A 25,391-nucleotide genomic window follows, 5' to 3' on the forward strand; every position below is an offset into this window, starting at 1 on the left:
CGGTAACGGCGGGTGACTTAACGGTTAATGCGGGTACGAATGCAGGTAACGGCATCGCGGCGTCTGGCAATGTCTTGCTGAAAGCTAATGGTACAAGTTCTGATTTGAATTTGAACGCCAACGTGACCAGCAGCGCAGGCCACATCAGCCTGAACGCCGCACAAGACGTGTTGCTCAGCGCAACACTGAACACCACTGGCACAGACAAAACTGTCGATGTGTTGGCGGCAAACAATGTGACCATGTCCAACGGTGCGACCATCACCACGAACAACAGTGATGCACGTCTTGAAGCAACCTCTGGCAACATCACGACTGAGATCGTTAACCTGGGCACAGGCAGTTTGAATCTCATTGCCGGCACAGACATCTTGGATATTGATGACAGCAGCTTAATCACCGCCAACGGCTTGACTATGACGGCGGTAGGGGCGATTGGTTCAGCGACCAATACTCTGAACACCACGGTGGGTACGTTAGTAGCCAGCGCCACCAATGGCAGTGTGTATGTTACAGACACTGATGATCTTATCGTTGGCAATGTGACCAGCTCGAACGATGTTGCGTTTGTGACGTCAGGCGCTTTGACCATGGCCGATAACGCCATGATCACGGCGAACAACTTGAGCTTGTCAGCAGGGGCAGCAATCGGTTCTGCGACCAATGCTATGACCACTACGGTTGAGACGTTAACAGCCAGTGCCGGTGCAGGCAGTGTGTTTGTGACGGAAACAGATGGTCTGACACTAGGTGAAGTAACCAGCACCAACGGTGATGTGACCTTGACGACAACCGCAGGGAATCTCGTGTTGGATCAAGCGGTAACGGCAAACGCGGTGAACTTAGTATCTGGTGCAAGCATTGTTGATGCAGGTACAAATGGCTTAATCACAGCGGATACCTTGACCATGACGGCGGTAGGGGCGATTGGTTCAGCGACCAATACTCTGAACACCACGGTGGATACGTTAATCGCTAGTGCCACCAATGGCAGTGTGTATGTCACTGACACTGATGATCTTATCGTTGGTAATGTGACCAGCTCGAATGAAGATGTTGTATTGGCTGCGTCAGGTGCTTTGACCATGGCCGATAATGCCATGATCACGGCGAACAACTTGAGCTTGTCAGCAGGGGCAGCAATCGGTTCTGCGACAAATGCTATGACCACTACGGTTGAGACGTTAACAGCGAGTGCCGGTGCAGGCAGTGTGTTTGTGACGGAAACAGATGGTCTGACACTAGGTGAAGTAACCAGCACCAACGGTGATGTGACCTTGACGACAACCGCAGGGAATCTCGTGTTGGATCAAGCGGTAACGGCAAACGCGGTGAACTTAGTATCTGGTGCAAGCATTGTTGATGCGGGTACAAATGGCTTGATCACAGCGGATACCTTGACCATGACGGCGGTAGGGGCGATTGGTTCAGCGACCAATACTCTGAACACTACGGTGGGTACGTTAATCGCCAGCGCCACCAATGGCAGTGTGTATGTTACAGACACTGATGATCTTATCGTTGGCAATGTGACCAGCTCGAACGATGTTGCGCTTGTGACGTCAGGTGCGTTGACCATGGCCGATAACGCCATGATCACGGCGAACAACTTGAGCTTGTCAGCAGGGGCAGCAATCGGATCTGCGACCAGTGCTATGACCACCACGGTTGAGACGTTAACAGCCAGTGCCGGTTCAGGCAGTTTGTTTGTGACGGAAACGGATGGTCTGACACTAGGTGAAGTAACCAGCACCAGCGGTGATGTGACCCTGACGACAACCGCAGGGAATCTCGTGTTGGATCAAGCGGTAACGGCAAACGCGGTGAACTTAGTATCTGGTGCAAGCATTGTTGATGCGGGTACAAACGGCTTGATCACAGCGGATACCTTGACCATGACGACGCAAGAGGCGATTGGTTCAGCGACCAATACTCTGAACACTACGGTGGGTACGTTAGTAGCCAGCGCCACCAATGGCAGTGTGTATGTTACAGATACTGATGATCTTATCGTCGGCAATGTGACCAGCTCGAACGATGTTGCGCTTGTGACGTCAGGTGCTTTGACCATGGCCAACAACGCGATGATCACGGCAGATAATTTGACCATGACAGCGGGTACGTCAATCGGTTCTGCGACCAATGCTATGACCACCACGGTTGAGACGTTAACGGCCAGTGCTGGTGCAGGCAGTGTGTTTGTGACAGAAACAGACAGCGTCCGCCTTGCGTCTATCACAGCAACTGATAATGCGGTAAATGTGACTGCTGCGTCGGATATTACGATCGACCGCGTTATCGCTAAGAGTGTCAGTCTTGTGTCCAGTGCGGGTAGCATTTTGAGTGGTTCAACCAGTACGGCTAACGTGACGGCAACGGATCTAAACTTGCAATCAGGCGCTAACCTAGGCACGGCGACGGCAAACCTCACCACGGATGTGGATGTGATCGAGGTGTTAAGCGGTGGCGGTGTGTATATCACGGAAGCGAATGATGTCCGTATCAATCGTGTGGCAGACAATGCGGGTGTGACAGGCAACAACGGTAATTTTGCCTTTACTACCACAGCAGGTGATATCGCGTTCAGTGATGGGGTTGTTATAAATGGCTCTGGCGATATCCGTTTGGAAGCTGGCAATGGTACTTTGCTCGGTGAAGATCTAGCGATTAGCACGTCTGGCAATGTTGAGATGATTGCTGATGCGTTAACGCTGGGCAATGTCGAAGCCACGAATGTGTCATTAACGGCTAAGAAAACAGACATTGCTTTCAGTCAGATTAAAGCTGATGAAACAGCCACTTTGTTAGCGGCCGGTAAGCTATTGTCGGTGGCGGATGACTCGGTTGAGACAAATGTTACTGCGTCTACCTTTAACGTTAGCTCGAAAGGTCATGCGTTAGATCTTGTGAATAACGGCTTTATTACCGCTGTGGCGAATGTGTCTGATGATTTGATTACGGTGAAGGCCGATGTTTTGGTGAATAAAGGCACATTCGGTGATGCTCAACGCATAACTAGTGGTCAAGATTCTTACATCACAAGTAACAACGATGCGGAAAAAGCGATTTATGCTCAGTTCGTTTCTCAAAATCCATCGGCTCAATATGGCAGCATGGTTGAGGATACCTTGTCGGAAGGGCAAATGGAGCAAAGTCTCATTGGCTTCGAGTCCCTCAATAACGCTAATAATTCACAACAAAACGACGTTGAAAATAGCTTGTTGTCTCGATTACAAGATGAAAACCGTGCTGCGTTAGCAGATCAGCAAAATGGCGTTGACGATTTTGTGTATATATCCCGTACAGAGGCTAATGCAGGGAATCGTTCTGAATCGAACGGTGCATCGGAAGCGAAAACTCAAATTGAGCAACAATTAGAAGCGTCCATTTTGCGTGGTAGTTCGCAAACAGCTGGTGCAAATAATGGTCTTACTTTTGGAGGGGATGTTGACCAAGGTCGCCCAAGCATGTCGCCAATACAAACCTTAATGTCTGACTTGGTGAATACAAACGGTAACCGCCAAATTGATATTTTAGGCAACACGACGGCCGATTATTTGTTCTTCTATTCTACAGATGACAATGACGAAGAATCGATTCTTGAATCTATTCTATAAGCTGAAACATACTCTAAATAATAGTGACTAGAGGGGAGTGATCTTCTCTTAGTCACTGAGTTTAAGGAAAATGATAATGAAAAAAAGTTCAGTGATATACATACCTGCACTCCTTGCATCTTGTTCTTTCGTCAGTTTATCTGTTGCTGCAGAAAGAGTTGTTGCGCCACAAGAGGGTGTGAAAGACAGTGTATTTACCTTGTCTGATGGCTCAGATCAGGCCGACCCCTCGCTGTCGAAAGCACTAGATGATGTGCTGGCTAATTCTAACGCTGATGCAGCGCAACCCGCTGATCCACGGGAAAGAGTATTAAGCGTTAACAGTATTGTTCAGCAAGTATTAAAGCAAAACTCACAAGTTATCTATGCGGACATTCAACGTCAGGTTAGTGCGGAAAAGGTAAATTACGAGAATGGCGCATATCAGTCTGAGTTCTTTTCCAGTTTAAATTACAGTGATGCGCATACTCAGCGGACTGCGCAAGAGAAACTGTCATCTACTACAGCTGCTAATTTAAATATTTTGGATGAAACCAATACCTCATTCAGTGCAGGCGTGCGTAAATTGCTCACCACGGGTGGTGAAGCCACAATCAGCTTTGATACAGTGGAAAAAGACAACAACATTATCCCTTATTCATATACCTATTCTGATACACCAGAGCGTGATTCTGAATTTACCAGTGCGGTCAGGCTTCAACTCACTCAGCCATTATTAAAAGGCCTTAATAATGTTGAGGTAGAATCCCGTATTCGTCGTGCTGAACTTGAGGTAGATATTGTTGAAGCACAATATCAACAACAGTTACTAAAAATAGTGTCCCAATCCCTGTCTTTATATTGGCAGCTATACAAAGCGACGCGCTTTTTAGAGATACGTAATTTGGCGGTTGAGAATGCTGAAAAAATGGTAATTGATATTGAAACACGTATCAAAAATGGTAAAGAGCCTGAAAGTGCTTTGGTGGATGCTAAGTCTGAATTGCTAAAGCGTATGGTTGCATTAGCCAGTGCTCGACAAGTACAGAATGAAGTCAGTTATCAAATTTCCACCCTGGTTAACGATGATTCTGATAACCTCGGTATGGTTCGATATGTGCTCCAGTCTGGCCCTAATCATGCGCCATTTGAGTTATCTGGTTCGTTTGAAGAGTACTATCAAAGGGTTTACGCTATCTGGCCGAATGCAAAAATTCTACAACAAAATATTGCTATTCAGGATGAAGAAATTCGGGTGGCAGAGGACAGCGATTTACCAACCTTGGATTTAGAGCTGGGTTACAGCACAAGCAACCTAGCGAGAAGCAGTAATGCGGGGGACGCATTTGATCAAGAATATCCAACTTGGAATATAGGGCTAAACTTCTCAATGCCAATTGGTCAAAATCAGCGTGCAACCGCACAAAAATCCATGGCCATGTTGAAACAAGAACAACATAAGCAAGACCTGAGAGCGGTTGAAGTCAGTTTAAAAAATGACTTACGTGCACGTTTATACCAAGTACGAACCACCCATCAAGAGATGAGCAATTTAAAAGAAAATATTGATATTCTTGAAGAGTTGTATTTATCCGAAGTGCGTAAATTCAACTTGGGTTACGGTAATATTAAAGACATTTACCTACGAGAAGATACGCTTAATCTAGAGCGTCAACGCCATATTGATGGTGTGATTAAGTATGAATTATCAAAAGTTTCTTTAGCGCTAGCTGATGGTTCATTACTCGATATGTGACGCTATGGTGTTGTTCTCTTAGGTTTTTCTAGTTGAGAGAAAAACCTAAGAGTAAGCTTCTTATCGCAAATAGCCGAAAAAAGAAGTTAGGTTCGAGACTAATATCAAAAATAGTCGTAGTATTGAAAACGTCCTATTGATGATGAAAAGTAGTCACAGCATGATAGCAATAAAAAAAAGTGTTGCCGGTTTGTTAATGGGGTTGAGCGTGTCTTTTGTGGGTGCTCAACCTGTGGTTGGTGTTTTGTATCCTGATATGAACTTGAAATTAGCCATGGCAGACAGTGGTGTGATACGCCATGTTCATGTGAAATCAGGCTCTGTCGTGAAGGCGTCTGACCCTCTCATTACCCTAGACAGCACAATGCAGTCGCTCGAAGAAAAACGCAATAAACTAATTTGGCATGACACTAAAGAGCAGCAGAGTTTAGTGGCGCGACGTGATATTTTGCAGCAAAAGTATACGGTTGCTCGATTACTTTATGAGGAATCCCGTTCGATCAGTCTAGATGAACTAGATGGATTGAAATTGCAACTCATTGACCTAGAAGGTCAAATTGCTCAGCTTAATGAACGTGAAGAGCGTGAGCGCATTGAGTATGAAATCAGTGCACAACGTGTGAAAGATCGCATTCTACGTGCTCCCATTGCTGGCATAGTTACCCAGGTGGTTCAACATCAGGGTGAATGGGCGCCTGTCGGTGAGCCTATTATTGGTTTAGTCGATGTGACTAAATTGTACGTAAAGCTCAATGTTCGTGACGCCGTTGCTCGGAATCTAGCCTTAGATTCCACCATCCCCGTGCAAGTCGAAAACCTTTCAATTCAACAAGGCTATATTGACTACATTGCCCCCATAGCTGACGCCGCAAGTGGTTTGGTTGAGGTGAAAATTAAGCTAAATAATCCTGATGGTGCGATGCGACCTGGTGTGAGAGTGTCTGTCGATTTAGACAGTCACTAGCATTTATCTATAAAATCTTCCGATAAGTTGTTTGTATGGGAACATTGGTTTTCAACGCTAAATCGAAAATGTTTGCTCACTGTTCTTTTTTAATTATTGCGATAATCAATTTAATAACACAAAAGCGCTTTTGCGTTTCTGGTAAAGGTCAATAAATACGATGGCATCCGTTAATATTATCGAGTTTATCGATCGCCTTAGAGCGCTGCGTAAGCGCAATTTCCAATCGTCTCCAGACGTTTTCTGGGCTGATTTTGTCAATATTTCTTCTGTGCTCTGCCTTTCTGAAGGGGCACATATCCTGACAGTGACGGGGGCAGCATCACTGGTACTTCAACAAGAACAGATTGCCTCTGTAGACTCTTTCAATCAAAAGGTTAGTTTACTTTCGCTCCCTGAATCAGAGTGGTTAACGGACTTAGTTGAGCGAGGGTTAAAAAATGGCTTTTCTGCTCATCATGATAAAGTCGCCCTACAAGACAAACCCCATTGGTTGTGTTTCAGGTTAACCACATTACAACCCAGAGTGCTGATATTAAAAATAGCTGAAGAAAACAATGCTCGACTGAGCGATGTGGTGCTTCGAGCTCAACTAATGGCAGATATAGCCAGTGATGTGCCTGCTAAAGATGATAAAAGCGAAGCGGATTCTTTGTCACTGTTGTCGGTGATGCCTGAAATATACGCGGCTGAATCATTAGGCTTATCCGCTTATGCTTTAGTCAATGAGTTGGTTGCGAAATGCAATGATATTGATTTGTCCGCAATAGGCTGGCAAAGAAATGAATATGTGCGGATAGAGTGTATTAGTCATTTTGATCGTTTTGAAGAAAAGGCTGACCTAATAAAACTGTATGAAGCAGCATTGGAAGAAGCGGTTGATCAGCATTCTGTGTTACACCTTTCTTATGCGAACACAACCGATGGCATGATCGTCTTAGCTCATGAACAATTACGCCGGGCACTGGGTTGCGACGATTTAGCAACACTGGTTATTTTTGACACCAAAGGTAAGCCTATCGGCAGTGTGCTAATTGTAAAGATGAAAGGGCAGATACCGTCGAGTGTGGTGCACTCATTAACCTTTGTTTTGAGTCTTCTGTCGAGTCGATTTGATGACCTTAAACGCCAACAGGATGGTTTTTGGAAACGACTAAAACACAAAGCATCTAACGCTTTGGAAGTATTAATCGGTCCTGAATGGTTATGGACAAAAGTCGCTTCTGTGTTATTAGGAGCAATCGCTATTTGGTTGGTATTTGGCTCTTTAAGTTTTCGAATTGAGTCAAATGGGGAGTTTTTAACCGACCGGACCCAGAGAATCAATGCATCACAAGATGGTGTTGTGAACGAAGTACTTGCTACGGTCGGAGACAATGTTGAGCAAGATCAAACTTTGTTAGTACTTGAAAAACAGGATATTTTGTTGCAATTAACCGAGTTGTCCGCAGAGCGACAACGCTATCTATCAGAAGAAGATAAAGCCAGGGCGACTAATGACATTATTGAAACTGAAATTGCCAAAGCCCGTGGTGCACAAATTGATGCTCGTATTGCTCGAGTGCAGGGGATGCTGGATGAGACCAGTATTCGTTCACCTTTTTCGGGTGTCATCATTGAGGGTGAGCGCAAAGACTTATTAGGAGCACCGATTCGAAAAGGCGATGCATTGATGACGGTGGCCCGAATCGAAGATATTTATTTGACCTTATCGGTCGATGAACGGGATATCCATTTTGTTGAAGTGGGTGATCGTGGTGAGTTTGCTTTAGTGAGCCAGCCTTTGTCACCATTGGCTTTTGAAGTGGATAAAATTATTCCGATTGCTGTGGATAGTGGTCAAAAAGGGGCGGCTTTTCAAGTGAAGGCCAAGCTGCTTGAAGCGCCACAAACTTGGTGGCGTCCAGGTATGACGGGCGTGGCTAAGATTGATAAGGGGGAAGCCGCACCTTATTGGATTTTAGGTCATAGGTCTTACAATCAGTTAAGGCTGTTATTGTGGTGGTGAGGGTGTGAAAAGAATTATTTTGTTCATGGTAGGCCGAAATCAACCTCTCGTAACAATTGGAAAAGGTAACGAAAAGCATCATGTCTAGCACCTTTAGTGAAGGATGGTATCAGGTCGCTCAGTTAAAAGTCGCCTTGATCCCGACGACCAAGGTACACAAACAGCTGTATCGTGGCTTAGTGTGGTATGTGTTACAGGATGCGTGTTCTGGGAAGTTTTTTCGTGTTCCTGAAACCGTATACCGTTTTTTGAGCCGTCTTACGGTGAGTAAATCCATTGAACAAGTGTGGCAAGAGTTTATTGAGGCTTACCCTGAAGAGGCTCCAGGCCAAGAAGAAGTGATTCAGGTTTTATCTCAACTCCATCACAGTAACTTATTATTTTATCGCTCCGAGTCCGATCATGAAGCGATATTAGACCGTAAAAATAAGCAAACACGCCAAGAACATCTTACCAAGTTGATGGCATTCATGTATCTACGGGTGCCAATTTGGAACCCCGACACCATGCTATCTACTTTCGCAAGGCTGTTGTACCCGCTATTCAGTAAGACGGCTTTTATCGTGTGGTTAATTGTTATCGGACTGGGTGTCGAGACGGTTTTGTCGAACTGGGGAGCTGTCCGCACACAGGGGCAGGGTTTCTTGTCACCGGATAATCTTTTTTTACTTTATGTGGGCTTGTTTGGTCTTAAGTTTATCCATGAAATAGGTCACGCGATTGCCATTAGGCATTTTGGCGGTCAAGTTAATACCATTGGTCTGATGTTTATCATTTTGACGCCTCTCCCTTATGTCGACGCAACTCAAACATGGTCTCTGCGCAATCGTTGGCAACGTGCCATTGTTGGTGGCGCAGGCATGTACTTTGAGCTGTTTATAGCGGCTTTGGCAGCCATGGTTTGGTCACAAACAGCACCAGGTGTGCTCAATAGCCTGGCGTACAACTTGATGATTATTGGTTCGGTGTCGAGTTTGCTCTTTAATGGCAACCCATTGCTGAAATTTGATGCCTATTACATTTTGTCTGATGCGACAGATTTGCCAAACTTGTACAAGAAAGGCAGCGAACAATGGTTGTACTATTTAAATCGCTGGCTTTTAGGAACACAAAAAGCTGAGTCTCCGTCTGATAATGCCTATGAAAGATCTTGGTATACGTTTTATGGTGTAGCAAGCTTATTTTATCGTTTAGCGATTGTGCTGATTATTACCTTGTATGCAGCGGACTTATGGATTGGCCTTGGTGTCGCCATGTTGGTGGTGTCATTTGGTATGTGGGTAGTGATTCCGCTGTGGAAGTTATTACGCTTTTTATCCAGTAATGGTCAGTTGCGGAAAAATCGACGTCGAGCCTGGTTTGTTAGTGCAAGTGTGTTCTTTACCTTGGTGGTGGCTATTTCTTTGATTCCTATCCCTTACAACATCAAGGCGCCTGGCGTGGTACAAGCGACGAATAGTAGCCAGATGTTTACTCAATCGGGAGGTTACCTGCTGGATGCTAACTTAGTCAGTGGGGGGGCTGTCGCTAAGGGAGATGTGCTGGCACGTTTTAATAATCCAGATTTGAATCATCAATACGAGCTGGTGACTCAACAGATGGCAGAAGTTAACTGGCGCTTACGTCAGTCTCTCGATAATGATCAAGCCAGTCAAGTGGCCTTAAGGCGCCAGCAATTGGCATTGCAGGAGCAGCGAGATGAGCTTAATAGTCGTCTGGAAAAGTTGGCCGTTGTGGCGCCTTTTGACGGTGTATGGATGCCCGCTCAGCTCAAAAGTAAATTAGGAACTTTTTTTAACCAGTTAGATGAAGTCGGCACCTTGTATGATTTATCAAGTTTGCGATTTTCTGCCGTAGTGACCCAAGAACAAGCGTCGAACCTATTTGATTCTCAACTTAGCTCAAACAGTGAATTACGCCTTGCTGGCCAAACTGATACTACACTGAGTATCCAGCAGTTGCAGCTCAATCCATTTCGTCAAACAGTATTGCCATCGCCAGCATTGGGTTGGGCTGGCGGAGGGCCTATCATGGCGCAACGAGATGAAAATGGTAGCATGGTGGCGCAAGAACCCTTTTTTGAAATTACCGTACCTTTGTCCCTTGATGAGAGCCCAGAACTTCGTACTTTGGAAGGCATGACAGGTTGGTTATTGATTGACTTACAATGGAAATCTATTTTTTGGCAAGCTCGACAAACTGTCTTGCAGGTTCTACAACGCCGGTACCAAATTTAATTTATGAGTGCATTTTTTGAACCTCGGCTGTCTTTAGATTCGCCCTCTGCTCTAGCCTCAAAATGGCATTTGTGGCGCAACAAACGTAATCATTCGGCACGAGTGCAAGGCTATTTAGAGGAAGGAAAACAGATCACTGGGTTGGTCGATCAATACAGAGCGTTAAGTGAGTCGGATTTTTCTGCTCAACAGCAACGTTTTGAAAGCCTTGCTCGACGTGGCCGACTTGCAACTCAGCGGGAAGACTTACACAAGGCTTTAGCGTGCATTGTTGTGCTTAGCGAGCGTCATCTTGGTATGGCGCCTTATCCAATACAATTAAGCTGTGCCCTTGCCATGATCGATGGTTATCTTGTTCAGCTTGCTCCCGGCGAAGGCAAGACACTGACCATCGGCGTGGTGTCCGTGATCTTTGGCTGGAGCCAAAAACCCTGTCATGTCATCACCGCCAATGATTATTTGGCAGAACGTGATCGTGAAAAGTTGCAGCCATTGTATGAAGCGACAAATGTTGTCGCCAGCTTTGTTGAGCAAGAACTGGATCCAGAAGAGAAAGCAAGGCGTTACCAAGCTCATATTGTTTATGCAACCGCGAAGCAGCTGCTTGCTGATTATTTGAATGATGTGATTAAACTCGGCGGGTTAGCAAGTCGAACACGCATGGCACTCACAAACTGGCAGGCCGGCGGCCATTCGCTGCAAATGCGCGGTTTATATTATGTGATCATTGATGAAGCGGATTCCATTCTCATTGATGACGCCACCACGCCCTTGATTATCTCAGCCCAAGAAGAAAATGGTTTGTTGCACGAGGCAGTACTGATAGCAAAAGAGTTTGTTGATACGCTAGAGGCTGATCGAGACTACAAATTGCAGCAGGACGATTGGGACATTCAATTCACGCCGTTAGGCCAGCAAAAAATCACCGAGGGAACGCAAAAGTTTCCAATGCTTTGGCATCATAGAGGACGTTTAGAGGATCTTATTTCTCAAGCTATTTTAGCCAGAGACCGTTTCAAATTGGATGAGCATTTTGTCATTGTTGATGAAGAGGTGATCTTAGTAGACGAATCAACAGGGCGCATGATGCATGGTCGTTCTTGGAGCTATGGCTTACATCAGGCCGTGGAAGCTCGAGTAGATGTACCACTAACCCCTCCTAGTAAGACGCTTGAAAAAATGAGTTTTCAGAACTTTTTTCAGTCCTATCACCATTTAACGGGAGCCAGCGGTACTTTACAGAATGTTCAGCAAGAGCTTTTTCATACCTACCGTGTTCATACATTGGAGATGCCCACGCGTTTGCCTCTGAAGCTCAAAGTATCGGACTTCCAGTGTCATTTATCAAAGGAAGATAAAAACCAAGCATTAATTGCGCTTATTCATCGTATCCAAGAATCAGGGTTGCCGATCTTATTAGGGACGCGCCGAATACGAGATACAGAACAGCTTGAGGTGATTCTAGAGCAAGCTGGTTTTGAATTTAATGTGCTAAATGCGAAACGGTTAGCGCAAGAGGCTGACATTGTCGCAACGGCTGGTGAAATGAGAAAAATTACCTTGTCTACTAACATGGCGGGGCGCGGTACGGATATTCCGGTTGAAAAAGAGGTGCTGGCATTGGGTGGGCTGCAAGTCATTATGTACGAGCCGCACGACTCTTCTCGTATTGATTGGCAGTTGTTTGGTCGAGCTGGGCGTCAAGGGAATCCCGGTCACGCATTTCCACTGCTCAGTTTAGAAGACCCCTTGTTTCAGAATTTGAAGTGGCGTCAGCGGCCTCTATTTTGGTTGGCGCGGCAGCTTTTGAATCATTCGATCGGTAGATCTCTGGTAAAAAAATTGGTGACATCCGCACAAAGAAACGCACAAGCAAAAGCGTTCAAGCAGCGTAAGTATATTGCCAAAACGGTACGTTCTTCCCAAGAAAGAATGAGTTTTATACGTAATAAAACACAGCTTAAAAGTTAACGGCAAGCTGATCACATACCCTTAATAGAGCAATAAAAAAGCCACTTACCTCGTTTGTATGATCGAGTGTAAGTGGCTTTTTTGTGTCACAGGTTCAGTTGTGTCACAGGTGTCATCAACTTGCTGGCGTATTAGGCTTTGCTAGCGGCTACTTGTGTCGCTTTGATGTAACCTAGAATTGTGTCTTTTAGTTGAAGGCGTTGTTTTTTCAATTGCTCTTCTTCTAGTGTGGTAGATGGAATGATTTCTTGTTCCATTTTTTCCACTTCTTTGGTTAGGTGGTTGTATTCTTCGTAAAGTTTTTTGAAGTGTGCGTCATCCATTTTAAGAGTATGAATGTCGTCTTTAAATTCTGGAAATTCATGTACTAAGCTGTGGTCTTCGATTGGCATGATGGCCTCCTGTCGTTATGTTATTTGCCACTAGATTAGCCCAGTTGCGTCTTCCATGACTTGATATTCATCAGGGTTTTGCGTTCTTTCTGGTTGCCCTGCTTAAAAGTTTAATTCAATGCGCGGTTTGCTGTTTTTGCTCAAGTCGATTTCTGGGGAGCAAACAAAGACTCGCGACGAAGGTATGTCTGCTTTGACCAAGTAATCTTTGAGTTCGTTGGCGCGCAGTAGCGCTAAGGCTTTGCCACGTGCTTGTGTTTCGCTGTCCAGCTCGCTTGGCGGTGTTTCAAACCCTAGGTCACGGTAGCTGGTGATGCCGCAAGCTTTGAGCTGACTGTCTTTTTTATCCTTCATTAACGCGGCTAATTGCGTTAAAAAAGGATCTTGCGCTTCGCTTAGTGTATCGGCTTCAGGCTCGAAAATGAGGGGTTCCACGCGGATCTTCAAGAGCTGATCGCCGGCAAATTGCGCGATACTAATGACGTTGGCATAAGGAATAAAAGTTTGCATTAGGTAGCTGCTTGATGCGGTGTACAGAGCTTTGCGCACCGGCAAAAACAGAAAATCGCGCCAGCCGAATTCTGGGTTGTCTATGTCGCCAGAAAACGGAATGTCTAAGTCTATGTTGTTATCGCTGTCTTTTAAAATACCCACCGCAATGTTCAGCGGCACAGCGCCTGCTTTAATAACAGAACTACTTTCTTTGCGACCGCCAAGCTCAAATTCCCGCAACACTATGTTGGATTTGCCATCGAGAACACCTTCTTTGGCGTTGAGCGTTAGGTCAAGATCCAACTGCCCAGAATCGATTTGGTAGCCCAATACGCTTGCGATGTAGGAGGAGAAGGGTGGTAACTCAGCTTCACGAACCACAAATTCACTGTTTAGAGTGAGCCTGTCTGCCAAAGGCCATAAGGTGACATCGCCGCTCAGGGTAGCGTATTTGTCGTTACGAGCCTTGAAAGCCAAAACCGTTGCTTGTTGTTTGTCTCTTGTATTGAGGTTGCGTAAAGATAGGGTGTCAATTTCCACGGAGCGCTGCAGCATAGGGGCGATGCTTTTGTCTTGAACTGATATTTTGGACTCACCGGTGGTGTCGTACGCATCTAAGATAATGTAGTAGGGTGCTTTGATGGCCGCTGTTTGTTCAGGCGCGTCGGTTTTTTCCGTGCTGATGCCGTCAGTGTTGACGTTCGTACTTGTATTGTCTGAAGACGTCGGTGTTTCCTCACTGACAAACACCAAGTTTTCTAATTGTTTCTGTTCGCCGATGAAGGCTTTGATATCAAAAGAATCCAGGGTGATTTGTTTGATTTTCGCGCCTTCTTGATCGGCGTTCACGTCTGTGACAGAGATTTTTGTAATCTTGCTCAATGGCGGAAGTGGCGATGGGGTCGTGTCTGAGAGGAATTCTGACACCGTTAAGTTATCGATGTTCAGCTGTGCAAGAGCAAGCTCAAACAGGTCTCCTTGTTGCGAGAAAGAAACGCCAGAAACGTCTGCGCTGCTCCAAGAAGCGGCGCGCTGCTCGGGAGACAAAAAAGTATCGAGGGCGGCACTGGAGAACGTCACATTGTCACCATTTATTGCTGGTGCTTGCTCGCCTTGTATATCCACATTGAATGCGTCTGCAGTGAGCAGCGCAGAGTCCAGCAAGATGCGTTGTTCGTCTTGGGAGGCCCGCAACCCGTCGATACGGGTCTCCAATTGGCTGTTTTGCAGCAACAGAGCATCGCCTTTTTTTTGTAGATCAAGGGTGTTGGTCAGGGCGAAACGATCAAAGGTGGCCTTGTTGTTGGCCTGTTGAACGTCAAACCCTGAGCTTTCCAAAGTGGTCGCAAGAGACAGTGTTATGTCTTGCTTGTCGTCCATTGAAAATGCTACCTGATTCAAACTAAGCTGCAGTGTCTGGTTTTGCAACGCCAAATCGGTCATAGCAAGGGATAAGGTGTTTAGATTGAGTTGTGTTTCAGCCAGTGTGGCGGTCAGGCCAGTGTTATTTTGTGATATATCGAACGGTGTGGTTAGCGTGGCGTTCTCGAAACGTACCGTCTGATCAGCTTGTGCTAAATCTGCGTTTATGGCTTTGATATCTAACGAGCCAGATGCCGAGAGAGCATTTTCACCCTGTGTAAAAGTAAAAGGTGTTACCAGCTGAAGCTGATCAAGCTCTACCTGTTGATTCCCTTGACTAAATAGCGCTTTTTGTAAGTCGGCTGTCAGATCTACGATAGCGTCTATTCCTGTGTCGTTTTGTTTGACATCAAAAGGTGAGCGAAGAGTGAAGGACTCAAATTGCGCTTTTTGATCCGCTTGAGTGAAAAGCGTGTTCAGCAGTGTAAGGTCGAGGGCGCCAGTTGCGGCAATGCCCAGGTCATCTTGCTTGATATTAAAAGGCGCATCGAGTGAGAGTGATTTCAGTTGCGCATTTTGATCCGCTTGCTGAAAAGCAGGATCTTGTATTTGTAGATTTAAATGGCCCGTTGCACTGAGTGCTTGATCATCTTGCTGAATCTTGACGGGTGAATTTAGACTTAATTGACTGTATTCCAGTGTCTGATCGTTTTGTGAAAAAGCCAATTTGTCAGATTGAACGTTAACCGTGCCGGTCATCGACGCTTGCTTGCCACTCTTTTCGGCATTGAACGGCGCATTAAGCTGCAAAGAGTCAAACCCCAGGCGTTGCTCGTTTTGAAGCAAGGATGTTAGCTCTGATCGCACCGACAGTTTGCCTTCACCCGAGAGATGTTCTTCGTCGCTGTACTGAAAGCTTGGTGCGACTAAAGACACCGCGGTGGATTTACTGGTAATGCGATTGTCTGCGTTATCACTGGTAAAAAGCTCAAGATCACTGGCGTTTGCACTGATATTAAGATTTTGCGTGTCTACCGAGAGGATGTCGTCTGCCTGCTGTAACGCCAGTGTCAGCCCTATTTCTAAATCGAGCTGACCTTTGCTTTGCTGAAAAGGGGCGGGAATAAAATGACGAAAGTCCTCGATTAACAGGCGAGTCTTGTCCAAACGAATGTCTGCTTTGGTTTGTTCTGGCGTGTAATTAAATTGGCTGTTTAGTGACAAAATAGAAGCATTCACCCCAGTGGCAAGGGCGATTTTACCTTTCCAGTTAAGCCCTTTCCCCGACACATTATTTAACTTCAAGGAAGATAAGGTGAAGGTGTCTTCCATCGAGTCTGTGGTCAAATCAGGTTGTCGAGCGAGATTTACCTGGCTGTCGGTAAACGAAAATGAGGGCAAGATAATCGACCAAGGTGTACTTTGGTTCTGATCACTGGCGTCGACCGTTTCGTCACTTGCATTGCTATCTGGTGTGTCTGAACCACTGTCGGTATCCGAGTTGTCTGTGCGGTACTGGGTTGTATTAATGCCCGCGACAATCCAGTCATTTTCTTTTTGTTTAAGGTCTAACGTTAAACCGGTAATTTGTGCTTCAGAGATGCGTACCGTTTTGGTGAACAAAGGCCACATTTCGACCTTAAACAAAGCGCGTTCTAGGGTAAAGGTGTCTTGTGTTTCGTCGCTGATCACGACGTTTTTTAGATCGATTCTAGGCGGGAAAAAATCCACCGATAATGAGCTAATCGACAACGCCAGGTTTTGTTCTTTGAAATACGAGGTTAATACATGCTCAGCAACATAGGGCGTCACGAACCAGGTGACTGTGATTAAACCGGTTAGAGCGGAAAATGGGTAAAACACAAAGTGGCGGATGTGTCGGCGGGTAATCATAAAGAGCCTTTTAAGTAGTGGGCTTATGAATAAAGGTTAACGTTTTTGCTCTTCTTTTACTGTTTTTTCTAAGGAATTTACCAAATCTTGTGTTTCTGATGACTCTAGGTTTTCAGTGCGTAAAGGCATGCGCATTAAATAGGTGCTCACGCACAAGCCAATGGTGATCAATCCAACAGTGGCCCAAAAACGATGAACTAAAAAAATCGAGATGCCCATACCCGCCCACATAAAAATAATGGCGCGGTTACGTGACTTTTTTGGGATGCCGTCGGATGATTGCCAGTCTAAGATTATAGGGCCGAAAAATTTATGGCCAAGTAACCAAGCGTGGAAGCGTTCTGAGGATTTTGAGAAACACCAAGCAGCCAACAACACCAAGGGCGTGGTTGGCAGTAAAGGAAGAAAGATGCCAATGATACCGGTGATAAGAGAAAACCACCCTAAAATCAAATATAAAATCCGCTTCCCTTGCATAAGGTGCCTTCTGTTTAGATAAGGAAGAGGCGAGCGTTTAGTTGAGTCGCTCGCTTTGTAAAACCGCTTTTCGAGAATGTTTACCCTATCACGGCAAAGAGTAAAGTATTAGTTTCCAGAATTAAAAATCGCTGCCATGCTGTTTTCTTCCTCATTGGCGATCAGTGGCCAGCCACCTAAGCGTTTCCAGCGATTAACCATTTCGCAAAATAATTCTGCGGTTTTTTCCGTATCGTATTTTGCCGAATGTGCTTCCGAGTTACTAAAAGGGATAGACGCCGCTTCACAGGCTTTAGCCAATACCGTCTGACCAAATACCAAACCGGCCAAACTGGCGGTATCAAAGCTTGAAAAGGGGTGGAAAGGATTTCGCTTAATGTCCGCACGTTCAATCGCGGCGTTAAGAAAACCATGATCAAAAGCGGCGTTGTGGCCAACCAAAATAGCGCGTTTACAACCGACGGACTTTAGCTCTTTGCGCACTTTAGTAAACATTTGCGTTAAAGCTTCGCTCTCGGGCATGTCTTGTCTGTCTGGGGCAAAAGGGTCTATGCCGGTAAAATCCAGAGCGGCTTTTTCGAGGTTGGCACCCTCAAAAGGTTTAATTAAAAACTCCAAGGTTTCATAGATATAAAAGTCGCCATTTTCGTCAACACGAAGAATGCTGGCGGCCATTTCTAGCAATGCGTCTGTTTTTTGATTAAAGCCTGCGGTTTCTACGTCGATAACAACGGGTAGGAAGCCGCGGAATCTATCTTTGATTTCATGGTTTGACAAAAGAAGGTCCTTAATTCTGCCGTTAGATCAAGAGTAACGGTGTATAATAAGGCGAAATCATAACACATTTGATAATGCTTGAACGAGATGTCTAAATGGGAATTACCCAACAACTTCTAATTCGTACCACCTTTTTATTGACGAGCTGTGTGCCCTTCATTCAGGCGCATGCTATCACGCATTACCAATCTGATATTGCCAACTCAGAATGGCTGCTGTCGGGAGACATTTTTTCATGCAGTCTAACGCACCCCGTCCCTCATTACGGCGAAGGCCACTTTATTAAAGAAGCGGGCGAGCCAATGAAATTTATTTTGCAGCCTCAAAACGAAAAACTCGGTCCGGGTCAGGTTTATATCATTTCTCAAGCGCCGACCTGGTCCCCTGGCATACGCCCAGAAACGTTAGAAATTTTGCCGTATCCAGGTTATGGATTGACTGTGGAAGTGGGCGGTAAAGTGGCTGAACGCATGTTGACCAGTTTGGACAGAGGTCGTCACCCTGTTGTAGCCGGAACCGCTTGGGAAAACAGCCGTGAAACCGTGGAAGTGGGTTTGTCGAACATTAACTTCGCCCCCGCTTATAACGAGTTTCGTCGTTGTTTATCGACCTTGTTGCCAGTGAATTACGATCAAATTGCGCGAACTGCAGCGCTGTTTACCAGCAATGGGGTGGATTTGACAGAGCGTATTCGAGCGCGTTTGGATTTGGTGGCGCTGTATGTGTCGTCTGATCCGACTGTGGAATACATTTATATTGATGGTCATGCTGACTCTTATGGTTCTCGACGAGATAACCGTGAGTTGTCCAAAGTCCGTGCTGAAAAGGTCACCGCGTACTTGTTAGACAAGGGCGTGCCTGCGGATAAAATCATTTCTCGCTATCATGGTGAGCGTTACCCATCGACAACCAATGGCACTTCCCAAGGCCGAGAGCGTAACCGCCGAGTGACCATTCGTTTGGAAAAAAACGACGCCAGTTAATTCTTATCTCGGTCGATCTTTATCGATGGATGAAAAGAGCCTCTTTCACGCAATTATCGTAGTGAAAGGGGCTTTTTGCTTGCTAAGCAAGAATCGAGATCTTACACTTAAGTCCCTTTTTTTAAATCATTTGCGCCGCCGTTTTACGGAATATATGGGAGCGCGAGCTCGTTGAGGAGAATAGAAATAATGTCTGACGTGAAGAAGGTAGTGCTTGCCTATTCTGGCGGCCTGGATACTTCAGTAATCGTGAAGTGGCTTCAAGAAGAGTATAACTGTGAAGTGGTCACCTTTACCGCTGATTTGGGTCAGGGTGAAGAAGTTGAACCAGCTCGCGCGAAAGCTCAAGCGTTGGGTATTAAGGAAATCTACATCGAAGATTTGCGCGAAGAATTCGTCCGTGACTTCGTTTTTCCAATGTTCCGAGCGAATACCATTTACGAAGGTGAATACCTGCTAGGTACGTCTATCGCTCGTCCTTTGATCGCCAAACGCTTGATCGAAATCGCCAACGAAACTGGCGCTGATGCCATTTCTCACGGCGCAACAGGTAAAGGCAACGACCAAGTACGTTTTGAGCTTGGCGCTTACGCTCTTAAACCTGGTGTAAAAGTGATTGCCCCTTGGCGCGAATGGGATCTAACGTCTCGTGAAACCTTGATGGCGTACTGTGAAGAACACAATATTCCAGTGGATTTCTCTACTAAGAAGAAAAAATCCCCTTACTCCATGGACGCTAACTTGCTGCATATCTCCTTCGAAGGCGATCAGCTAGAAGATCCTTGGACAGAGCCAGAAGACGACATGTGGCGTTGGTCTGTGTCTCCAGAAGACGCGCCAAACGAACCGACTTACCTAGAGATCGGTTATGAGAAAGGCGACCCAGTGTCTATTAATGGCGAAGCCATGTCTCCTGCGACTATTTTGGAAACACTGAACAAAATTGGTGGCGCGAATGGCGTTGGCCGTGTGGACATCGTCGAAAACCGTTTTGTGGGCATGAAAGCTCGTGGTTGTTACGAAACACCGGGTGGCACCATCATGATGAAAGCACATCGTGCGATTGAGTCCATTACCCTTGACCGTGAAGCTATGCATTTGAAAGATGAAATGATGCCACGCTACGCGAAAATCATTTACAACGGTTTCTGGTGGTCAGAAGAGCGTCGTATGATGCAAGCCATGATCGACACGTCTCAAAAATACGTAAATGGTACCGTTCGTCTTAAATTGTACAAAGGCAATGTGACTGTTGTGGGTCGTCAATCTGAAAACAGCTTGTTCGATAGCTCTATTGCGACATTTGAAGACGATGCTGGTGCATACGATCAAAAAGACGCAGCGGGCTTTATCAAGTTGAACGCTCTTCGCATGCGTATTGCTGCACAAAAAGGCCGTGGTTTTCTAGATAACGACAAGTAATACCTTGTTCTAAGCGAAAATACGCTTTCAAAAAACGCCTCATTCTTGCAGAATTGAGGCGTTTTTATTTTTGTACACTTGGTCAGCATTATTCACGTTATCTAGTCTAGCAATACGCCGATTAAGTGCGCCGATTTTGAAGGAAGGTAAACATGACAATTTATAACCTAGGGTCGATCAATTTGGATCACCTTTACCAACTGGATCATTTTGTGCGTCCAGGCGAAACCATGGCATCAAACAGTTATCAATGTTTGCTCGGTGGTAAAGGGGCAAATCAGTCGGTTGCCTTGGCTAAAGCCGGTGCGACGGTGAAACACATTGGCGCCGTGCATCACAGTGATCAGGCGGTTTTGCGTCAGCTAGAAGACCTTGGTGTTGATACTTCCTTGGTGGCTCAGCTCGATGTGCCGACCGGTCATGCGATCATTCAGCTGAACAAACAGGCCGAAAACTGCATTATTTTGTATCAAGGTGCGAATCATGCGTTGACGCAAGAACAGGTCGATCAGGCGTTGTCGACCGCAGAGCCGGGCGACTGGATTTTGCTGCAAAACGAAACCAACTTGATCGAATACACCATGAAAAAAGCCCAGCAGCAGGGCGTAAAAGTGGCGTTTAATCCGGCTCCTATGGACGCGGCGCTAACCAAACAGGTGCTTGAGTTGGTGGATTTGTTAATTGTGAATGAGGTCGAAGCGATGGACCTGATCGGCACCACAGACATAGACAGCACCATCGCCGCTTTCCCAAAAGTGTACCCAGAATTGGCGGTATTGATGACCCTTGGCAAAGCCGGTGTGTATTATTTTAAAGGGTCAGAGACCGTATTTGCTGCCGCATTTTCGGTGCAAGCCGTAGACACCACGGCCGCTGGCGATACCTTTATTGGTTTTATTTTGTCGTCTTTAATGAAGGGCGAAGAGATGAAAAATGCCATCACCCGTGCCTGCGCGGCATCGGCTATTTGCGTTACACGTTTAGGCGCGGCTTCGGCGATTCCAACACAAGATGAAGTGACCGAATTTCTGGCGAAAAACACCTAATTTAGAACACAGCCAAACACACAGAATGAAAGAAGGAAAACAGCATGGCTCGTAAAATTATTATTGATACAGACCCAGGCATCGACGATGCGATGGCGATTTTGTTTGCTTTTCAAGCACCGCAGTTAGAAGTGCTGGGGTTAACCACGACCTTTGGTAACGTCTCTGTGGATTTGGCGACACAAAACGCTATTAAGCTGACAGAAATTGCCCAAGTCACTGTACCAGTGGCCAAAGGGGTAGCAGTGCCGAGTCATATTGCGCCTCGTCCACATCCAGACTTTGTTCATGGTAAAGACGGTTTTGGCAATATTAATCTACCTGCTCCAGCTGGCAGTGCCATCGATAAAAGCGCCGCGCAATTTATTGTCGACACAGTGCGAGCGTTTCCTGGTGAAGTGACCATCATCGCCCTTGGCCCTTTGGGTAACTTGGCAAAAGCTTTAGAGCTTGACCCTGAGGTGGCGGATCTTGTGGACGAAGTGGTGCTCATGGGTGGTACCGCGATTGAATACGGCAATGTCTCACCCGTTGCTGAAGCCAACATTATGAACGACCCGCATGCCGCGGATAAGGTGTTTACCGCACCTTGGCAAGTCACCATGATAGGGCTTGATGTGACCCATCAGGTATTGCTGGACAACGATATTTTGAGTCGTATCAAACAGGCAAACCCAGAAGAAGGCGGTTTCTTGTTCGATTGCGCTCAGTATTACATCGACTTCTATAGCAGCCGTTTTGACATGAATGGCTGTTATTTTCACGATGCCTCTACTATTGCGTATGTTATGGATCCGAGCATTTTTGGCGTTGAGTTGGGCGCGGTTCGAGTCGCCTGTGAAGGCATTGGCATTGGCCAAACCATTTTCGCACCACAAGGCATGAGTTTCCCTGAACCTCACTGGAATGACGTGCCTATGACTCAGGTTTGCATGGAAGTAGACAGTGAAAAATTACTGACCTTGTTTGAGACAACCCTGTCTTAAATCGTTAGAATGACGCATAACACACAAGGGCGTGGGCATTTCCCACGCCTTTTTTTATAGATAAAGAGAATAATATGAAACTATTAGTTAGAAACTTAGCGCGCAATACCACAGAAGAAGAGTTAAAAAGCTTGTTTGCTGTACATGGCACCTTGCAATCCTGCAACTTGGTCATGGATAAAGAAACCGGCGAATCTAAAGGCTTTGCGTTTGTTGAAATGCCAAAGGTAGGCGAGGCCAAGGTAGCCATCAAAACCTTGAATGGAATGGACGTAGATGGCTCGAAAATTCGTGTGAAAAAAGCCGACGATGGTGCTAAGAAAGACGACCGCGACGAAGAATAAATCCTCCCTCGACACGCTTAATTTCATCGATGAAAGTTTTTTAAAGCAGAGGCATTAGGCGTGCGCCTTAGTAAAAGTATCAATAAACGCCACATCTTTGTTAGAAATCGTGTGGTAGTTCAATTTAATGTAATGCTTGTTGTGTTCGTTAAACACATCCAAAATAGGGTCACACAAGGCTTTAATGGTGGCGGTTTTTCCTTCGTGAATAGCATTTAATTCTATTTTAACCATCTTCGACCCTTGCAAACCCGCCGGTGCTTCCACTTCAATCATCTGCGTAGAAATGTGTGTGCAATGAATGGGCATAACCATCCCATTGGTCAAATACATTGAGCCTGTCCAAAAACAGCGAACATAAGAAGGTTGAGACTTGTGCACCTTGTTATCCTTTGCTTGATGAAGATCTAAAATGGTCTTTGATTTTGCAAGCATACGCATAACAATGCAAGTTTGTTCGCGATCTAGCAGATCTTGGAAAAAGAGGGAAAGCGATAAAAATCAAAGCCTTGACGATCAAACGAAAGTAGATGATCAAGGCCTTAATGAAAGGTGGCTAAGAAGCATTCAATGTACGACTAGCCTAGTTGTTTGATGGTGTCGCCCAGCGCATTGATTAAGCTATCAATCTCATCTTGCTCAGTGGTAAACGGCGGCGCTAATTGAATAGTATCGGCTCCGTATCGAACGTAATAGCCTTTTTCCCACATGGCCATGGCAATTTGGAAAGGGCGTTTTGCCGGTTCACCGTCGACAGGGGCAATGGTAATGCCCGCCGCAAAGCCAAAGTTGCGAATATCGGTGACGATGGGGCTGGTGTCTTTTAATTGATGCACGCTGTTTTCCCATGCGGCGCTCATGCCGTTCACTCGTTCGATCAAGCCTTGTTTTTTGATCTCACCAAGCGATGCCAAACCCGCGGCACAAGCAATAGGGTGAGCCGAGTAGGTGTAACCATGGGGCACTTCTAGCATGTATTCAGGGCCACCGTGTTCCATAAAGGTGTCATAAATTTCTTGCTTAAATGCCACCGCACCCATAGGAATGATGCCGTTAGTAACCTGTTTCGCGGTGGTCATAATGTCGGGCGTAACGCCAAACGCTTCGGCACCGGTTTTTGCCCCCATGCGACCAAAGGCTGTGATCACTTCGTCGAAAATTAACAAAATATTATGCTGATCACAGATTTCGCGTAAGCGTTTTAAGTAACCTTGGGGGGGAACGATTACGCCCGCAGAGCCGGACATCGGCTCGACAATGACCGCGGCGATATTAGAGGCATCGTGCATCATAATTAGGCTGAGTAGATCGTCAGCACGTTCTTTGCCTTGCTCTGCCATGCCTTTGGTAAATTCAGTACCAGGCATCTGTGTGTGAGGTAAATGGTAAGATTCCAATCCTTGGCCATACAAGGTTCGGTTGGCCGGAATACCGCCAACACTGAAACCTGACACGCTCGAGCCATGATAGCCTTTGGCACGGCCAATGAATTTGGTTTTGGTTCCCATGCCTTTTTTACGCCAATAAGCGCGGGAGATTTTCAACGCCGTGTCGACAGATTCAGAGCCTGAGCCAGTGAAAAAGATTCGATTCAAACCTTCTGGCATGAATTCGGTAATTTGTTCCGCTAGTAGAAAGGATTTTTCATGGCCATACTGAAAAGCCGGAGAGTAATCTAGGGTCTTGACTTGCTCCGCCACGGCTTCATTAATCGCCGGCACACTGTGTCCTAAGCCACAAGTCCACAAGCCAGATAAGCCATCAAAGATCTTTTTACCATCTAGGTCTGTGTAATATTTTCCAGCCGCCGAGGTGATAATGCGTGGGTCTTTTTTAAACTGACGATTGCCTGAATAGGCCATCCAATGGGCATCGAGTTGAGCTTGGGTTAAACGCGATTTAGTAATGTGGCTCATGGCATCCTCTCAAGATGAAATACATAGGGTATAAAGAGAGAATGCCGAGATCTAAAGGTTTAATAAATCATAGGTTATTTAATTTTAGATTAGTATTTAATTAACTAAGTTGAGGTTTTGGAACGGTATTCACAAAGATCTTCAATTATGCAGGCGTCGCATTTCGGTTTGCGTGCCACGCAAATATAGCGGCCATGCAAAATCATCCAATGATGAGCGTCGAGCAAAAATTCTTTGGGAACAAATTTCAGCAGCTTCATTTCCACTTCCAGCACATTTTTACCCGGTGCTACTTTGGTTCGGTTACTAAAGCGGAAAATATGGGTGTCGACTGCCATAGCGACTTGTCGAAACGCGGTGTTTAGCACCACGTTGGCGGTTTTTCGCCCCACACCGGGTAAGGCTTCCAGTGCTTCACGGGTGTCTGGCACTATGCTGTTGTGTTGTTCGACCAGTATTCGACAGGTTTTGATGGCGTTTTCTGCTTTGGCGTTAAATAAGCCAATGGTTTTGATGTAGCTTTTCAAGCCATCGACCCCCAGTGCCAGCATGGTTTCTGGGGTGTTAGCGACGGGAAAGAGTTTTCGGGTCGCTTTATTGACACTAACGTCAGTGGCTTGAGCGGAAAATAAGACGGCGATCAATAACTCAAAAGGCGAGCTGTATTCCAGCTCGGTCACAGGGTTTGGATTTTCTGCTCGTAGGCGAGAAAAAATCTCATAGCGCTTTTGTTTGTTCACAATCTCGGCCTTGTTAAGTTGCAGTTGAG

At 45.8% G+C, this 25,391-nt stretch carries 18 protein-coding genes; 11 read left to right on the forward strand and 7 right to left on the reverse strand.

All coding sequences use genetic code 11. The annotated features are described in order from the left end of the window. From J9B83_RS11365 to J9B83_RS11390, 6 genes are all read left to right on the forward strand, one after another. Positions 1-3,617 (forward strand): beta strand repeat-containing protein (locus J9B83_RS11365; RefSeq protein WP_211536867.1); only part of this gene is annotated, 3,617 nt, incomplete at its 5' end. Between the two features lie 76 nt (positions 3,618-3,693). Next, positions 3,694-5,352 (forward strand): TolC family protein, encoded by a 1,659-nt coding sequence (locus J9B83_RS11370; protein WP_211536868.1) that lies wholly within the window; start codon positions 3,694-3,696, stop codon positions 5,350-5,352. Between the two features lie 160 nt (positions 5,353-5,512). After that, positions 5,513-6,316 (forward strand): efflux RND transporter periplasmic adaptor subunit, encoded by an 804-nt coding sequence (locus J9B83_RS11375; protein ID WP_211536869.1) that lies wholly within the window; start codon positions 5,513-5,515, stop codon positions 6,314-6,316. Positions 6,317-6,476: 160 nt separating this feature from the next. Continuing rightward, complete coding sequence (locus J9B83_RS11380) at positions 6,477-8,324, forward strand: efflux RND transporter periplasmic adaptor subunit (RefSeq protein WP_211536870.1); 1,848 nt, start codon at positions 6,477-6,479, stop codon at positions 8,322-8,324. Between the two features lie 80 nt (positions 8,325-8,404). Next, positions 8,405-10,561: a site-2 protease family protein gene (locus tag J9B83_RS11385; protein WP_211536871.1), complete on the forward strand. Its 2,157-nt coding sequence runs from the start codon at positions 8,405-8,407 to the stop codon at positions 10,559-10,561. A 3-nt stretch (positions 10,562-10,564) separates the two neighbouring features. After that, positions 10,565-12,532: a preprotein translocase subunit SecA gene (locus J9B83_RS11390; RefSeq protein ID WP_211536872.1), complete on the forward strand. Its 1,968-nt coding sequence runs from the start codon at positions 10,565-10,567 to the stop codon at positions 12,530-12,532. A 131-nt stretch (positions 12,533-12,663) separates the two neighbouring features. Here the strand turns inward: J9B83_RS11390 and J9B83_RS11395 are convergent, their stop codons facing one another. The 4 genes from J9B83_RS11395 to rnt all read right to left on the reverse strand — a co-directional run bounded on the left by J9B83_RS11395 (position 12,664) and on the right by rnt (position 17,925). Further along, complete coding sequence (locus J9B83_RS11395) at positions 12,664-12,924, reverse strand: YdcH family protein (RefSeq protein WP_211536873.1); 261 nt, start codon at positions 12,922-12,924, stop codon at positions 12,664-12,666. A 102-nt stretch (positions 12,925-13,026) separates the two neighbouring features. Then, positions 13,027-16,671, reverse strand: coding sequence for a DUF748 domain-containing protein (locus tag J9B83_RS11400; protein WP_211536874.1), 3,645 nt, complete (start codon positions 16,669-16,671; stop codon positions 13,027-13,029). Positions 16,672-16,707: 36 nt separating this feature from the next. Further along, a complete protein-coding gene (locus tag J9B83_RS11405; RefSeq protein ID WP_211536875.1) occupies positions 16,708-17,148 on the reverse strand; it encodes a YbaN family protein in 441 nt (146 codons plus the stop codon). Positions 17,149-17,256: 108 nt separating this feature from the next. Continuing rightward, positions 17,257-17,925 (reverse strand): ribonuclease T, encoded by a 669-nt coding sequence (gene rnt / locus J9B83_RS11410; protein WP_211536876.1) that lies wholly within the window; start codon positions 17,923-17,925, stop codon positions 17,257-17,259. Positions 17,926-18,020: 95 nt separating this feature from the next. Here rnt and J9B83_RS11415 point away from each other — a divergent pair, with 95 nt between their 5' ends. The 5 genes from J9B83_RS11415 to J9B83_RS11435 all read left to right on the forward strand — a co-directional run bounded on the left by J9B83_RS11415 (position 18,021) and on the right by J9B83_RS11435 (position 22,706). Further along, positions 18,021-18,908, forward strand: a complete 888-nt coding sequence (locus J9B83_RS11415; protein ID WP_211536877.1) for a flagellar protein MotY — start codon at positions 18,021-18,023, stop codon at positions 18,906-18,908. Between the two features lie 189 nt (positions 18,909-19,097). Continuing rightward, positions 19,098-20,330: an argininosuccinate synthase gene (locus tag J9B83_RS11420; RefSeq protein WP_211536878.1), complete on the forward strand. Its 1,233-nt coding sequence runs from the start codon at positions 19,098-19,100 to the stop codon at positions 20,328-20,330. A 152-nt stretch (positions 20,331-20,482) separates the two neighbouring features. Continuing rightward, positions 20,483-21,376 (forward strand): ribokinase, encoded by an 894-nt coding sequence (locus tag J9B83_RS11425; RefSeq protein WP_211536879.1) that lies wholly within the window; start codon positions 20,483-20,485, stop codon positions 21,374-21,376. 44 nt (positions 21,377-21,420) lie between these two features. After that, positions 21,421-22,362 (forward strand): nucleoside hydrolase, encoded by a 942-nt coding sequence (locus J9B83_RS11430; RefSeq protein ID WP_211536880.1) that lies wholly within the window; start codon positions 21,421-21,423, stop codon positions 22,360-22,362. Between the two features lie 74 nt (positions 22,363-22,436). Continuing rightward, a complete protein-coding gene (locus J9B83_RS11435; protein ID WP_211536881.1) occupies positions 22,437-22,706 on the forward strand; it encodes an RNA recognition motif domain-containing protein in 270 nt (89 codons plus the stop codon). A gap of 54 nt (positions 22,707-22,760) precedes the next feature. On the opposite strand, the gene J9B83_RS11440 is transcribed toward J9B83_RS11435, so the two are convergent. From J9B83_RS11440 to nth, 3 genes are all read right to left on the reverse strand, one after another. Next, on the reverse strand, positions 22,761-23,087 hold the full coding sequence (locus J9B83_RS11440; protein WP_328797733.1) for a hypothetical protein: 327 nt from the start codon (positions 23,085-23,087) through the stop codon (positions 22,761-22,763). A 197-nt stretch (positions 23,088-23,284) separates the two neighbouring features. Further along, on the reverse strand, positions 23,285-24,622 hold the full coding sequence (locus tag J9B83_RS11445; protein ID WP_211536882.1) for an aspartate aminotransferase family protein: 1,338 nt from the start codon (positions 24,620-24,622) through the stop codon (positions 23,285-23,287). 104 nt (positions 24,623-24,726) lie between these two features. Next, a complete protein-coding gene (gene nth, locus J9B83_RS11450) occupies positions 24,727-25,362 on the reverse strand; it encodes an endonuclease III (RefSeq protein WP_211536883.1) in 636 nt (211 codons plus the stop codon). Between the last annotated feature and the right edge of the window lie 29 nt (positions 25,363-25,391).

The sequence above is a fragment of the Marinomonas vulgaris genome, from assembly GCF_018145875.1.
Taxonomy (GTDB): Bacteria; Pseudomonadota; Gammaproteobacteria; order Pseudomonadales; family Marinomonadaceae; genus Marinomonas; species Marinomonas vulgaris.

Coding starts and splice junctions, on each gene's coding strand:
- J9B83_RS11420 (WP_211536878.1), top strand. CDS start 19,098: ATGTCTGACGTGAAGAAGGTAGTGCTTGCCTATTCTGGCGGCCTGGAT.
- J9B83_RS11425 (WP_211536879.1), top strand. CDS start 20,483: ATGACAATTTATAACCTAGGGTCGATCAATTTGGATCACCTTTACCAA.
- J9B83_RS11400 (WP_211536874.1), bottom strand. CDS start 16,671: ATGATTACCCGCCGACACATCCGCCACTTTGTGTTTTACCCATTTTCC.
- J9B83_RS11405 (WP_211536875.1), bottom strand. CDS start 17,148: ATGCAAGGGAAGCGGATTTTATATTTGATTTTAGGGTGGTTTTCTCTT.
- J9B83_RS11385 (WP_211536871.1), top strand. CDS start 8,405: ATGTCTAGCACCTTTAGTGAAGGATGGTATCAGGTCGCTCAGTTAAAA.
- J9B83_RS11415 (WP_211536877.1), top strand. CDS start 18,021: ATGGGAATTACCCAACAACTTCTAATTCGTACCACCTTTTTATTGACG.
- J9B83_RS11380 (WP_211536870.1), top strand. CDS start 6,477: ATGGCATCCGTTAATATTATCGAGTTTATCGATCGCCTTAGAGCGCTG.
- J9B83_RS11375 (WP_211536869.1), top strand. CDS start 5,513: ATGATAGCAATAAAAAAAAGTGTTGCCGGTTTGTTAATGGGGTTGAGC.
- J9B83_RS11370 (WP_211536868.1), top strand. CDS start 3,694: ATGAAAAAAAGTTCAGTGATATACATACCTGCACTCCTTGCATCTTGT.
- J9B83_RS11430 (WP_211536880.1), top strand. CDS start 21,421: ATGGCTCGTAAAATTATTATTGATACAGACCCAGGCATCGACGATGCG.
- J9B83_RS11395 (WP_211536873.1), bottom strand. CDS start 12,924: ATGCCAATCGAAGACCACAGCTTAGTACATGAATTTCCAGAATTTAAA.
- J9B83_RS11435 (WP_211536881.1), top strand. CDS start 22,437: ATGAAACTATTAGTTAGAAACTTAGCGCGCAATACCACAGAAGAAGAG.
- J9B83_RS11390 (WP_211536872.1), top strand. CDS start 10,565: ATGAGTGCATTTTTTGAACCTCGGCTGTCTTTAGATTCGCCCTCTGCT.
- J9B83_RS11445 (WP_211536882.1), bottom strand. CDS start 24,622: ATGAGCCACATTACTAAATCGCGTTTAACCCAAGCTCAACTCGATGCC.